Below are 16383 nucleotides of genomic sequence, written 5' to 3' on the forward strand. Positions count from 1 at the left end.
GGCGCGGCGATTACGAACACAGCGACGGCTAATGCAACGCCGTCTGGCGGGACTTATACACCTGCGACAGATACGGAAACAGTTACGCCTGAAACACCAGTGCCTGCTATGACTCTTGCCAAGACAGCCTCTGATACAACAGATGTTCAAGCAGGCGATGTCATCACATATAGCTATGCTGTGACGAACACAGGTAATGTGAGCATGAGCAATGTCACGATCTCTGACGCCCATAGCGGGGCAGGGACTCTCTCTGCAATCTCTCCTGCCAGTGTGGCCACGCTTGCACCTGGTGCTAGCACGACCTTCACAGCAACCTATACAGTCACGCAAGCTGATATTGATGCCGGAGCTGATATTACAAATATAGCGACCCTCAACGCGGACCCTTCAGGCGGAACATATACGCCTGTGACAGACGATGAGACCGTGACCGTAGAAGCGCCTTTGCCTGATGTCACTCTGGCAAAAACAGCGTCTGATACGACAAATGTTCAAGCCGGAGATGTGATCACTTACACATATGAGGTGGTCAATACAGGTAATGTGTCCTTAAGTGACGTCACGATTTCTGACGCCCATAGCGGTACAGGCACTTTATCTGCCATCACGCCTGCCTCAGCAACTTTGGCCATTGGTGAGAGCGTTACATTCACTGCCACTTATACGGTTACGCAAGCTGATATTGATAGCGGCGCGGCCATCACGAACACAGCCACAGTGAATGCGACTCCTGCCGGCGGCACATTTACGCCCGAGACTGATGATGAAACTGTAACAGTTGATGCTCCAGTTCCGTCTATGAGCCTTGCCAAATCAGCCTCTGATACAAGCAATGTCCAAGTAGGTGACGTTATTACTTATACATATGATGTTGTGAACACAGGTAATGTGACCCTTAATAATGTCAGCATTTCTGATGTACATTCTGGTACGGGAACGCTTTCTGCTATTAGCCCGGCTTCACTTGCCAGCCTTGCGGTTGGTGATAGCGCAAGCTTCACAGCGACTTATACGGTTACGCAAGCCGATATTGATAGCGGCGCGGCCATTACAAATACAGCCACGGGTAATGCCGATCCTGCAGGCGGAACATTTACGCCGCCGACAGATACTGAAACAGTTACGGTAGATACGGCCGGTCCGTCTCTTGATATGACAAAGACACCGTCACAAACGAGCGATGCGGCTGTTGGTGATGTGATCACTTACACATATGTCGTAGTTAATGATGGTAACGTCACGATGTCAGATGTTACGGTATCTGATGTCCATAATGGTAGCGGCACACTTTCAGCCATTACGCCGGCCTCAGTTGCAAGCCTCGCAGTAGGCGATAGCGCGACTTTCACAGCGACATATACTGTGACGCAAGCCGATGTCGATAGCGGCGCACCTATTACGAATACAGCCACAGCGGACGCAGTTCCTGCAACGGGTAGCTTTACACCTGTTACGGATGATGCCTCGGTTTCAACAGAAGCGGCAGCGCCTGATTCAACGCTTACAAAAACGGCGTCTGCTGATACAGATGTGTCCGTTGGCGATGTGATCACTTACACCTATGTCTTTACCAATACAGGTAATGTCAGCCTGGCAAATGTATCTGTTTCAGACGTTCATAACGGCACGGGCACGCTCGGCGCAATTTCGCCAGCAAGTGTGGCTTCAGTTGCCGTAGGTGAAAGCGTGAGTTTCACAGCGGATTATACAGTCACGCAAGCTGATATTGACAGCGGCGCGGCGATTACAAATACGGCAACAGCCGATGCCACACCTGCTGGCGGCACTTACACGCCCGCGACAGCAGATGAGTCTGTTACGCCGCAAACACCTGCCCCTGATATGACACTGGTCAAAACAGCGTCAGACACAAGCGATGTGTCTGTCGGTGACGTGATTACTTATACATATGAGGTGGTGAACACAGGCAATGTCACAATGAGTGATGTGAGCATTACGGATGTGCATTCGGGCTCAGGAACATTGTCAGCCATTAGCCCAGCGGCGCTTGCGAGCCTAGCTGTTGGTGATAGCGCGACCTTCACGGCGACTTATACAGTCACGCAGGATGATATCGATTCCGGCGCGGCCATTACAAACACAGCTACGGCGAATGCTACGCCTGCGGGGGGCACTTATACGCCTGCCACGGATGATGAGAGCGTAACGCCGGATGCGGGCGCACCTGAAATTACCTTTACAAAGACAGCTTCAGATACAAGCAATGTCCAAGTGGGTGATATTATTACTTACACATATGTCGCCGTTAATACGGGTAATGTTACAATTAATAATGTCAGCGTTTCTGATGTTCACGGCGGTAGCGGAACTTTATCCGCTATCACGCCTGCGACTGTTGCAAGCCTGTCCGTTGGACAAACAGCGACTTTCACAGCGACCTATGAAGTTACGCAAGCTGATATTGATGCGGGCGCCCCAATTACAAATGAGGCGACGGTCTCCGGTACGCCGAGCCAAGGCACATTACCGCCTACAACAGATACAGAAAGTGTCACGCCAGATGGCGCGGCGCCAGAATTGAGTATTGATAAGCGCGCTGTAAGCACTGATTTTGCTGCTGTGGGTGATGTCCTGTCATATGAATATGATGTGACGAACACAGGCAATGTGACGATCTCAGGGCTTTCAGTCTCAGATGATAAAATTGCGACTGTTAATTGCCCTGTGACAACATTGGCGCCAGGCGAAAGCACGACTTGCCTAGCGGATTACACCGTCACTCAAGATGATCTTAATACAGGCTCTGTTACAAATATTGCCTCTGTTGACGGCACCCCAGCCGGAGGTACATTGACGCCTCCGACAGATACGGAAACAGTCGGCGGCACACAAAGTCCTGCCTTTACGCTAGCGAAATCTGCTGTTGATACAGACTTTGCAGCTGTAGGGGATACCTTGGATTACGAATATCTCGTGACCAATACAGGTAATGTCGAGATCACAGGGATTGCTGTTTCAGACGATAAAATTGCCTCTGTCACATGTCCTGTGACAACGTTAATGCCAACAGAAAGCGTAACCTGTACCGGGACTTACACCGTGACGCAGGCAGATCTTGATGCTGGCTCTGTTACGAATATCGCTGAAGCTACAGGCACACCAGCGGGCGGTACGTTAGACGCTGCGGGTGATACAGAAACTGTTTCAGGCACACAATCACCTGAGCTTGCTATTGCAAAAACAGCCTTGAGCACAGATTTTGCGGCTGTTGGCGACATTCTTGATTACGAATATGTTGTGACCAATACGGGTAACACAACAATCATTGATGCAATCACTGTTGATGATGATAAAATCACGCCTCCGGCTATTGTGTCATGTCCTGCGCTTCCAGCGGGCGGCCTTGCTCCAACAGCAAGCCTGACATGTACGGCGAGCTATAGCGTTACGCAGGCTGACTTGGACTCCGGTTCAGTAGTCAACGTGGCGAGCGCAACTGACGGAAATGTCACCTCAGCGCCTGACACAGCGACCGTAACAGGTACGCAAACGCCGTCTATGACGCTTGTGAAAACACCTGTTGAAACAACTTATAACGCTGTTGGTGATATTCTGACTTATGAATACACCGTTACGAATACAGGTAATGTCTTGATGACAGATTTAGTTGTCACAGATGACTTAATCGACACAGTCACGTGTAATGTTCCGGCCATAGGAAATGGCGATGCGAATTTCGATCCGGCTGAAGTCGTTGTCTGTACAGCGAGTTATGAAGTTACCCAAGCTGACTTGGATAATGGGTCCGTTACAAATAATGCGACCGCTGACGCGACACCTGCTGGCGGAACACTAACACCTCCAACAACAGATGCGACAGTTGACGCCGAGCAGCTTCCTGCCATGACTATGGTGAAGTCAGCGATTGAAACAACATTTGATAGCATTGGTGATGTTCTGACTTATGAATATGAAGTCACAAATACAGGTAATGTCCTGATTGCTGACTTGGCCGTCACGGATGATAAAATTGATACAGTTGTTTGTGATGTTACTGCCATCGGCAATAATGATGCGAATTTTGATCCTGCTGAAGTCGTTATTTGTACAGCGAGCTACACCGTGACCCAAGATGATTTGGACGCGGGAAGTGTTATCAATAATGCCGCGGCCACAGGTACACCTGCGGGCGGGACTCTGGTGGATGCCACAGCGGATGAAACTGTTGATGCAGACCAAAATCCTGCGATGGAAACCGTTAAGACAGCAACGGATGTTAATTTTGAAGTTCCGGGTGACATCACGACTTATGAATATGTCGTCACCAATACGGGTAACGTCACAATCACAGACCCGATTACAGTTACGGATAACCTGATTGATACGATTAACTGTCCTGCACTTCCGGCTGGAGGTCTTCTGCCGGGTAACAGCTTAACCTGTACAGCCAGCTATACAGTGACACAGGCTGATTTGGATGCTGGTTCTGTCACAAACTTGGCCTCTGCGACTGATGGGACGACGACCTCTCCGCAGACCTCAGAAACAATTCCAGCGGATCAAAATCCGGGACTCTCTGTTGTAAAATCAGCCTTGTTTACAGATTTCACCACAGCAGGCGAGGTTGTCGATTACAGCTTTGAGATTACAAATGATGGTAACCTCACGCTGACAGGCACAACACGTATTGAAGATGATAAAATCGGAACGATTGACTGTTTTGTAGGTAATTTCGTGCCGGGCTCGACACAAACATGCACAGCCTCTTACACAATAACGCAAGCCGATGTGGATGCTGGCTTTGTCACGAACCAAGCCTATGCGCAAAACGGCTCTGTTACGTCAGCCCCTGTTGACGCAACAGTTTCAGCAACACAGACGCCGTCTCTTGGATTTGTGAAACGTGCTGTTACATCGACATTTGTCAATGCAGGGGACGTTATCTCTTATGAGTTTGACGTTGAAAACACCGGTAATGTGACGCTTACAGGCGTGTCTATCTCGGATGATAATATTGCCTCAGTTAGCTGCCCGAAAACCGTCCTAGCACCAGCTGAGACAATGGTGTGTAGCGCTGATTATACAGTCACCCAAGCCGATGTTGATGCTGGCAGTGTTGTTAATAACGCCTCTGTCTCTGGTAACTCTCCAGATGGCGGTAGCGTCGATACACCTAGTAGTGCGACTGTTGATAGTGACCCAATGCCGTCAATGGCGTTTGAGAAGCGTGCGATTAGTTCAGACTTTGCGCAGGTCGGCGATATTCTCAGCTATGAATTTGATGTTGAAAATACAGGATCTGTAACCCTTAGTAATATCGTCATTACAGATGATTTGATTGCGAGCGTATCCTGTCCGCTCAGCAGTTTGGCACCAAGTCAGTCTATGGTCTGTTCGGCGAATTATACCGTTACGCAAGATGATGTGAATAATGGCTCTGTCACAAATAATGCCTCTGCTGCTGCTGACCTGCCAGATGGAACGGCCCTTCCGCCTGTAGCTGACACAGCCATAATTGATGGTACACAAACGCCGTCTCTGGACATTGATAAGCAAGCCGTGGATACAAGCTATGCAGCTGTCGGTGATGTGCTAGATTATACATATCGTGTGCGCAATACAGGCAATGTTGATATTACAAATATATCTGTCACAGATGATTTGATCCCAAGCCTGTCTTGCCCAGCAACAGCTTTGGCTCCGGCTGAAGAGTTTACCTGTACAGGATCTTATACTGTGACGCAGGATGACATTGATAATGGCTCTGTCACGAATATCGCGACTGCGAATGGAACACCTGCCGGCGGGACCTTACCGCCTGCAACAGACCAAGCGACTGTCGATGCTGACCAAAACCCGGCTTTGACAACGGTCAAGACAGCCACAACATCTGATTATGATTCTGTCGGCGATACGATTAATTACGACTATCTTGTAACGAACTCAGGTAATACAACAATCATCGACCCTATCACTGTGTCAGATGATAAAATCGCCTCAATTTCATGCCCAGCCCTGCCAAGCGGCGGGCTCTTACCCACACAGTCTATTACATGTTCGGCGACATATGTTGTCACGCAGGCTGATATTGACGCCGGCTCTGTGACCAACGTTGCGACATCCTCAGATGGCACCGTGACGTCACCGCCAGTCGATGAGACAGTCGGCGCGACTCAAGCTCCGTCTATCTCAATGACAAAAACAGCAACGCCGCAAAGCTTTGACACTGTGGGCGACACAGTGAGCTATGAATATGTCATTACCAATACAGGTAATGTAACATTGACAGATGCTCTGAGTGTTTCCGATGACCGTATTGCAGCCGTGACATGTCCGGCGCTACCTGCGGGTGGTTTGGCCCCGGGGGCGAGCTTGACTTGCACAGGAACGGATACTGTTACGCAGGCAGATATTGATGCGGGTTCAATCACGAACACAGCAAGCGCAACAGATGGATCTGTGAGCACGCCGCCTGTCTCTGAGACAGTGTCTGCTGTTCAAACACCATCGCTCGCGATTGATAAGACAGCTTTGACAGCTGACTTTGCTTCTGTCGGCGATCTGGTAGATTACGAATATCTCGTGACGAATACGGGTAATGTTACGATCACAAACCCGATTTCTGTCGCGGATGATAAGATCTCTTCAGTGTCGTGTCCGCCGCTACCAAGTGCCGGTTTAGCGCCTAATGCGACGCTGACATGCACAGCGACATATTCAGTCACTCAGGCTGACATTGATAATGGCTCAGTGACCAATGTGGCAACAGCTTCAACACCGGGCGCAACGTCTACCCCGGATACAGAAACTGTTGATGCTGTTCAGACGCCTGAACTTGCCATTACGAAAACAGCGGGCGAGAGCAGCTTCGATGCCGTTGGCGATGTTCTGACATATGAATATCTTGTTCAAAATACAGGTAATGTGACGCTAACAGGCGCAATCACAGTTGCAGATGACCGCATCAGCACTGTTGCCTGTCCTGCGCTTCCAATGGCTGGTCTCGCGCCAAATGAAACCCTGACCTGCAGCGCGACATATGTCGTCACACAGGCGGATATTGATGCAGGTGAAGTTATCAATGTGGCGTCAGCTTCTAATGGCGGCACAACGTCTCCGACAGATAGCGCGACCGTTACAGCAGATCAGCTTCCGGCTCTGACAACAATTAAGTCAGCTCTCAGCAACACATATAACGTGCCAGGTCAAATGATCGACTATGAATATGAAGTCATCAACTCGGGTAACACAACGATTACAGACCCGATCACAGTCGCGGATGATAAGATTGCATCTGTGAGCTGTCCAGCGCTTCCGGCGGGTGGTCTTGTGCCCGGTGCGAGCCTGACATGTACGGGCACTTATGAAGTCACTCAAACTGATATCGATAACGGCTCAGTTGAAAACATCGCCTCTGCAACAGACGGCAATGTAACGTCGCCTGAGGTGAGCAAGAGAGTCTTTGCAACGCGTACCTCTACGCTTCAGATTGAAAAGACAGCCACGAATGTGAACTTTACTCTTCCGGGCGACATCACGACTTATGAATATGTCGTCACCAATACGGGTAACACAACCATCACAGACCCGATTACGGTCAATGATAACCTGATCCCGAATGTGAATTGTCCGGCTCTACCGGCGGGCGGATTGCTTCCAGGTGATGCTATCACTTGTAGCGCGGATTATGTTGTGACGCAGGATAATCTGGATGTTGGCGTTGTAACAAATATTGCGTCAGCCACGGACGGAACGATTACCTCTGCGCCTGACTCAGAGACTATTCCGGCTAATGCTAATCCTGCCATTGAAGCGCGCAAAGCGTCTGACGATGTTTCTTATAACTTTGTCGGTCAGGTTCTGACTTATAGTTATGAAATTGAGAACACAGGTAATGTGACCCTGACAAATGAGTTTGAGATTGTTGATAATAAAATCGGCACATTTGTTTGCTTCACAGGAAACCTCATCCCGGGTCAAATTGAAAGCTGCACGGCGACTTATACCGTCACGCAAGAAGATATTGACAACGGCTCTGTGACCAATGACGCTTATGCCATGCATTCGCGTGCCAGTTCGCCGCCTGTATTTGTGACAATTCCTGCCGAGCAGAATCCTGAGCTTAGCCTCGCGAAAACAGCTCTTACTGCAGATTTCACAAATGTCGGTGACGTGCTTGAATATAGCTTCGAGGTTACGAACACAGGCAACACAACAATCACTTTCCCGATTGAGGTGTCTGATAACCGTATCGCGGACGTTATGTGTCCAGCACTGCCCGCGGGTGGTCTGCTCCCAGGCGCAAGTCTAACCTGTACAGGCACGGATACCGTTACGCAGGCTGATATTGATGCAGGTTCTGTTGTGAACACAGCTTCAGCGACAGATGGTAACGTGACTTCAGCAGACGATATGGCAAGCGTAAATGGTGTTCAAACACCATCTATGGCCGTCAATAAAATTGCCGGTAATAACGACTTTACGATGGTCGGTGATGTGCTGAACTATACCTTTATTGTGACCAATGACGGTAATGTGACACTCACACAGCCTATCTCAATCGAAGATGACCGTATCGGAACAATCTCATGTCCTGCGCTTCCAGCAGGCGGTCTTGAGCCGAACCAGACGCTGACATGTACAGCGTCAGATACAGTCACTCAGGCTGATATTGATGCTGGCTTTGTCACCAATACAGCGACAGCGACTGACGGAACAACAACATCTCTACCGGATGACGAGACTGTTACAGGTACGCAAGATCCGGCTCTGAGTATTGTGAAGACAGCAAATGAGACAGAGTTCTCAGCTGTCGGTGATATCCTGACATATGATTATGTTGTCACCAACACGGGTAATGTAACCCTCATAGACGCCATCACAGTCTCTGATGATAAGATTGCGACGATCAATTGTCCTGCGCTTCCTGCAGGAGGTTTGCCGCCAACAGAATCCATCACATGTAGCGCAAGCTATGAAGTGACACAGGCTGATGTGGATGCGGGATCCGTGACCAACGTTGCGAGCGCAACGGACGGAACAACAACGTCGCCCACAGATGATGCGGTTGTCTCGGCAACGCAAACACCCGAGCTGTCTGTTGCGAAAACAGCTACGACGACAGAGTTTAATATGGTGGGCGACACCCTTAGCTATGACTATGTCGTGACCAATACGGGCAATGTAACAATCACAAGCGCCATTACGATATCTGATGACCGTATTCCGAATGTGACTTGTCCAGACCTCCCTGCGGGCGGCCTGATGCCGGGTGCAAGCCTAACCTGCACAGGAACCGATACTGTCACGCAAGAGGACATTGATGCCGGTTTCGTGACGAACACTGCCAGTGCGACTGATGGCACAACAACATCAGAGCCTGTCAACGAGACCGTTACTGGTGATCAAGAGTCAAACCTAAGTCTTGATAAGGTGGCAACATCCAATGACTTTACAATGGTTGGCGATGTTCTCAGCTATGACTTTGTCGTGCGAAACACAGGTAATGTGACCGTGACAACACCGATCACAATCCAGGATGACAAGATTGGAACGATTACATGTCCGGCGCTACCAGCGGGCGGTCTTGTTCCTGGCGCAACGCATACATGTTCGGCTGATTATGTCGTGACCCAAGAGGATATTGACGCGGGTGAAGTCATTAATATCGCGACCGCAGAAAGCGGAGGCACAACATCTGCGCCGGATACGGCAACGATCACAGGCACCCAAGAGCCAAGCCTGACACTTGTCAAATCTACGACGTCAACAGAGTTTACGGCTGTTGGTGATATTCTCAGCTATGAGTATCTGATCACGAACACAGGTAACGTGTCTATCACGCAGCCTTTGACGGTCTCAGATGATAAGATTGCGGATGTCACATGTCCTGCGCTTCCGGATGGCGGTCTTCCGCCTGCAGGAACGCTGACGTGTAGCGCTGATTATGTCGTGACCCAGGCTGATATTGATGCCGGATCTGTCACAAACATTGCGAGCGCAACGGACGGAACAACAACATCTGATACAGATAGCGTAACGGTCGACGCGATTGTCACCAATGGTCTGTCCATCGTGAAACGCGGGGTGACTGAAGGCTTCTCAATGCCGGGCGACATCGTGTCGTATGAATATGACGTCACCAATACAGGCAACGCAACGCTTCTAACCGAAGTCACCGTTACGGATGACAAAATTGATACAGTTATCTGTCCTGCCCTTCCAGATGCAGGACTCATGCCACAAGCTGTCCTCACATGCCGTGCGGATTATGAAGTGACGCAAGAAGATATCGACTCAGGTTCTGTGACAAACCTCGCGACTGCGACATCTGGTGATGTCACGTCACCTGAGGTGTCTGAAACAGTTGAGGCTGTGCGTGAACCGTCTATGTCCGTCACGAAATCTGTCTCAGAGATCGTTCAAATTGGCGGCCCGATTTATGACGTCACATATCAGATCGTGATGGAAAATACAGGGAATGTCAGCCTGACTGACGTTCAGCTTGAAGATAATCTTACAGCAGCCCTGTCTCCGGCAGAAATATATGCCGCCCCAACAGCTAATATAAGCGGCTTTACAGGTGGTAGCGTCAATGCTGATTATGATGGTGTGTCCGATATCCTTCTCCTCTCTGGCGAGCCTGAGCTTCCTGTCGGTGATGCGGGTGTTGTGACAATTATTGTCCGCATCGACACAACGAATGGCGGTCCAGCGCAAGGTAATACAGCGGTGGGTAGCGCACCTGAGCTCCCGGCTGATGTTCCGTCAAATGATCCGAACGTCACGCCAGATACAGCTGACGATACCAATCCAACACCGCTCTCTATCATTGATACAGATGGTGACGGCGCACCTGATAACTTTGAGAGTTCGACGGAAGACCGTGATGGTGACGGAATCCCAGACTCCGCTGATTATGATCCAACGGGTTACTTCTATTGTGAAGAGAACGGCACGATCCTGACAGGCGGCGGAATCTCAATCTCTGGCCCGAATGGTGTTAATAGCAGCGTCGGTACAGCCAATGACATTGTTATCGTCCATGATGGGTCTAACGGGTTCTTCCAGTTCTATGTCACGGCGCCGGGTAATTACACAATGACGCCAACATATCCTGAAACTGGCGTTCCAAGTACGGACCGCGTTGTTCAGTCAGACGCTTTGGACGCGACAAGCTTGCTACCGGCAAATCCGGCTGTGCTTGGCTCTTCCGAAGTTGGTGATACAGGTGTCCTCGCCGATGCTTCAGCTGCGGCGAACCCACGCTTCTACTTTGACTTTGAGTTTGAAGCCGGAGATCCGTCTATCCTGATGAACAACATTCCGATGAAGTTCTGCGGCGTCTCAGAGTTGAGCCTTGCGAAATCAGTTATCGGTGATCCGATCAGACAGGGCGATGGTCGTCAGCTTATCACTTATGAGTTCGACATTTCGAACACAGGTGAAACGCAGGTCGACTCCATCCAGATCTCTGATGACTTGGGTGATGTTTATGGCGATGCAAATGTTGTGGTTCAGTCAAATGAAATCACAGAAGAGCCAACAGCCTTTACCGGAGCGGAAAACACAGCCTATGACGGCGTGAATGACATTACGGTTCTAGATGGTCTCGGCTCACTGAATGCAGGTGAAGCCATGACGGTACAGTTGCAGGCACTTGTCGCGCCTGAAACGGCTAGCACTTTCATCAATAAAGCGACTGTCGAAGGGGCTAACCCGCTGACAGGGGACGTTGTCTCTGCTGATGATACAGCTGCGATCGAGCTTATTCCTGCGGCTAAGGTCAATGACCTGATTGTCAGAAAGACAGCACGCCCGAGAACCGTACAAATTGGTGACCCTGTGCTCTACACAATTGAGGTCACGAACTCTGGTGTCGGTACAATCTCGAATGTCGATATTGTTGACCAAATTCCATATGGCTTTGCTTATATTCCAAATAGTGCAAATGTTTCAGATGGCACCACAACTGTTACTCTTGAGCCAAATGTGGCTGAGAGACGCAGACTGAACTGGACAGTTCAGCCAGGCGCGGAAGCTCCGCTTGATACACTTGCGCCAGGTGAAACGATCTCTGTGAATCTTAACCTCTTAGCTGGTCCAAATGTCGAGTTTGGCGCGCATGAGAACCAAGCCTTTGCACAGAGCCTTGATACAGGCGAGCGATCAGAAATTGCCACTGCAATTGTGGACTACATTCCTGAGCCAAGCTTTGATTGTACGCCTGTTATTGGACGCGTCTATGATGATGTGAACCATAATGGTTACCCTGATGACGGCGAACCCGGACTACCGGCTGTGCGTCTCGTGACGGTGAATGGCGATATCATCACAACAGATGAATTTGGCCGCTACCACATTCCATGTGCTATCATCGCCAATAATGAGCGCGGCTCTAACTTCCTGCTCAAGACTGATGTGCGTACATTGCCGCTAGGTTATTCTCCGACAACCGAGAACCCGCGCGTCGTTCGCGCTACACGCGGTAAGTTTGTGAAGATGAACTTCGGTGCTGCGCATCGTCCTAAGCTTCGCATCGACCTATTCACAGCGGACTTTGATGCAGAGTCAGGTTTACTTATGCCTGAAGCTGCTCGCCGTATAACGTCGATCCTTGCAGAAGACAGAATTTCTGACCGCGCTATCATCGTTTACCATGCGGATGAGCTTGAAAATGTCGATACAGCTCAAAATGCGCTGTCACTGACAATGAGAATGGTCCGTGATGTAGCACGCAAGCAGTTTAAAGACATTGCGATGGAAGCCAGCTGGGGGGATGCGAAACCCTTTACGCGGGATGGAGACTTGTCTCTTGGCCAAGTCTTTGATGGACCTGCCGAAGGTGAAGTCCGTGACCGTGTGGCCTTCTTTGCCAATGATAATGGTAATATTGAGCGCACCGATGCGGATGAGTTTGATGAAAGAGCCAGAGGCCGCGAAGCAGGTCTGCGCGGCGGCGAAGGCTCTGAAGCTCTCGCCGGCGACACACGCCGCTCACCGAATAGTTTCGGGGGACGCCGTGATGCAGGTGAAGCTGAATCGGCACGTCCAGGACGTCTAACACGTTGGGTCGGATGGGGTAATAAAACCACATCCTATGCTGAAGGCATGGAAATTGAGACGACAACCACAGCGCTAGATGTTGTGAAGCGTCTTAATGCTCAAGCTAATGTTGTTGCGACGCCTGAGGGCCGCGTTATCCGCGCTGAGGGTTACTGGAACTATGATGCCTTTATCGAACGTGCTGAACTTCGTATCTTTGATGCGGATAAATCAACACGGGGTGCACCTGTCCAGAAAGCCAGCTTCTATAATGGCACGGCAACACTGAACGTGAATAGCAGCTCAGATGCGGCTGGAGACAATACGCCTGAAACTATGGTCTATGTTTTGCGGGCTTATTCCGCGGATGGAAGCTTTGATGAGACGGCGCCGAAAATATTGGTTCTGGGCGAAGCTGAGTATGATCTGACAGAGGAAGAGTGGAACGCTGAGTCCCGCACAGCCTTTGGCCAGAATACGCTTCAAGTTGATAATATCCGTGTTCGCGGTGGATCAGTACGGGTTTACGGCCGAAATGTTGGCGGAGAAACCGTTCAGGTCATGGGCCAAACGCTGACTGTGGATGCTGATGGTAAATTCATCACGGAGCAAATCCTTCCAATGGGTGAGCAATCTGTTGAAATCAAAGTTGCAGGTGAGAATGGAACAGAAAACCGTATCTTGCGCACTGTTGATGTTAAAAACAGAGACACATTCTATGTTGCGCAGATCGAAGCCACGATTGGCCAGAACATTGCTGAGGATGCCGCAGGTGATCGCAGCTTCGAAGAAGGCCGTGTGGCGTTCTATGTCCGTTCACGCCTGAATGACCGCTGGGCTGTTACAGCCACGGCTGATACAGGTGAAGCTGAGATTGAAAACCTCTTCAGCGGATTGGACGATAAAGATTTAGGGCAGCTTCTACGCCGTCTTGATCCAGAGCGCTTCTATCCGACTTATGGTGATGACAGTACGATTGAGCAGGATGCCCCGACATCTGGGAAATTCTATGCTCGCCTGGAACGTGATGATGACTATGCCTTATGGGGTAATTATCAGACCAACTTCAACGACACTGAATTCGCCCGTGTCCAGCGTACACTCTATGGTGCCAAGCTGCATTGGGATGAGAATGGCAATACGACTAAGTTCGGTGATGACCGTACACGCTTGACCGCCTTTATTGCGGAGGGTGGATCTCGCCAGGGCCGTGATGAGCTTCAGGGAACCGGCGGTAGTGTCTATTATCTACGCAATGGTGATATTGCGATTGGCTCAGAAATCCTGCGCGTTGAAACACGTGACAGTGTCTCAGGCCTCGTGATTGAAAGCCGCCGTCTGGCTTATGGGACTGATTATGACATGGACTTTATCCAAGGCCGCGTCATCCTCAACCAGCCTCTCGGTAGCCGTACAGATGATGGCCGACTCTTCAGAGATGGTAGCCAGTCAGGTAACGAAACTATCCTTGTCATTGATTATGAGTTTACGCCTATCTTTGGCGAAACAGATGATGCCGCCGTTTACGGTGTGCGTGGATCGCGTTGGCTCGGTGACCACATCAAGCTTGGCGCAACCTATAATCACGATACGGATGGCGGCGTAGAGTCTGATCTCTATGAAGTTGACCTGACCCTGCAATATGCCGCCGGGACTTACATCAAGGGTGAATTTGCCAGAACAGAAGGTCTGGGTGTCCAAACCTTCCGCTCTATCGATGGCGGCTTTACCTATAATCCTCTGGATCGCGGCGGCTTAGCAGATAACACATCTGCGGATGGCTATGCGGTGGAAGCAGCTGTTGATTTCACTGAAATTGACGGGTTCAATCTGGATGGTAATTCCTATGCTTACTGGCGCAAGCGTCAGGCCGGATTTGCGGGTTACTCTGAAACAACTAATCAGACGATCGAGCAATTTGGCGGCGGGTTGAATGTGAACCTCTCAGAGGGCCTGAACCTGACAGCACGTGCGGATGTGTCTGATGACAAGACTGTTGGAACAAATAGTTTTGCAGAGGCTCGCCTGGATTATGAAGCCAATGAGAATATCACAGCCTCTGTTGGCCTGTCCTATAATGATGATGCCCGCGGAAACTCAGGTACATCTGTTGGTGCACGGGTTGATTACGAGTTCGATGATGAGAGCAAAATCTATGCTTATGGCCAAGTTGGTATTGAAGGTGAAAACCTCAGAACAACTGACCGTATGGGTGTTGGCGCGGAAGTTCGTCTGTCCAAGAATGTTCTTGGCGGCGGCGAAGTGTCCACGGGCGAAGATGGCCTCGGAGCACGTGCATCACTGCGCTATCAGTATGAAGATGGTGACGAGTATTACCTCGCCTATGATCTGCCGCTGAATGCTCAGGCTCAATCAAATCTCGGAACGTTTAACTTTGGAGCTCGCCGCCGTTATAATGACGTCCTGTCAATCTATGGCGAAGAGCGTCTGCAGTTTAACGACCTTGGACTGAACGGTGTGACCCATGCTTATGGCGTCGATTATAAGCCGGGTAATTGGAACTTTGGTCTCTCAGGAGAAGTTGGCCGTGTTGATAATCTTGACCGCGAAGCTTTCTCTGCAAGTGTTGGATATGCGTCTGAGCGTATGAAAGCCGGCTTTACAGGCGAATGGCGTGAAGACGAGAATATTGATACAGGTGATGAGCGCCGCACATGGCTCCTACGCTCTACAGCTCGCTACCAAGCGAGTGAAGAGCTCAGCCTGCAAGGTAAGCTCAATCTGGCCTTCTCTGATCAGTCGCGTCCAGATGCTGACCTTGGACCACAAAGCTTTAATGAAGCTGAGTTCAAAGAAGCATCTCTTGCGGCGGCATACCGCCCGATCTGGGATGACCGTTTCAACTTACTCGGCAAGCTTGTCTGGCTAGAAGATCTGTCTCCAACGTCACAGCGCTTTAATGGCGAATCTCTTAACTACCGCCAGAAGAGTACAATTGCGTCGGTTGATACAAGTTACGATGTCTCGCCAAGATGGACGTTGGGCGGCAAATATGCCTATCGCTCAGGGTCAGTCACAAGCAATCGTGAGAGTCTTGACTTTACAAAGTCCGAAGCTCAGCTAGGTATCCTACGCCTGGATTACCACGCGACCCATAAATGGGATGCTGTCCTCGAAGGTCGTATCCTGGATATCGGTAATGGTACGATTACCCGTCAGGGCGGCTTGGCTGGTGTCTATCGTCACGTAAATGACAATGCCAAAATCGGTGTTGGCGTGACATGGGGCGGCATCGAGGAAGAATATCTCGCAACGATAGGCGAGGAGGACGATCTCGGATGGTTCCTCAACGTTGTCGGTAAATTCTAAAAACGGGACCATTTAAACCTAAAAGCCGTCCGGTTCTCCGGGCGG

General features: G+C 50.2%; 1 protein-coding gene. It reads left to right on the plus strand.

Features of this window, described 5'->3' with window-relative positions; translation table 11 throughout:
- Positions 1-108 precede the first annotated feature (108 nt).
- Positions 109-16338: a DUF7507 domain-containing protein gene (locus F569_RS0115015; RefSeq protein WP_233353696.1), complete on the plus strand. Its 16230-nt coding sequence runs from the start codon at positions 109-111 to the stop codon at positions 16336-16338.
- Positions 16339-16383 lie beyond the last annotated feature (45 nt).

The sequence above is a fragment of the Hellea balneolensis DSM 19091 genome (assembly GCF_000428525.1).
GTDB classification, from domain to species: Bacteria; Pseudomonadota; Alphaproteobacteria; order Caulobacterales; family Maricaulaceae; genus Hellea; species Hellea balneolensis.

Excerpts from the sequence above, each read along its gene's own strand:
- F569_RS0115015 (WP_233353696.1), top strand. The coding sequence starts at position 109 with ATGACTCTTGCCAAGACAGCCTCTGATACAACAGATGTTCAAGCAGGC.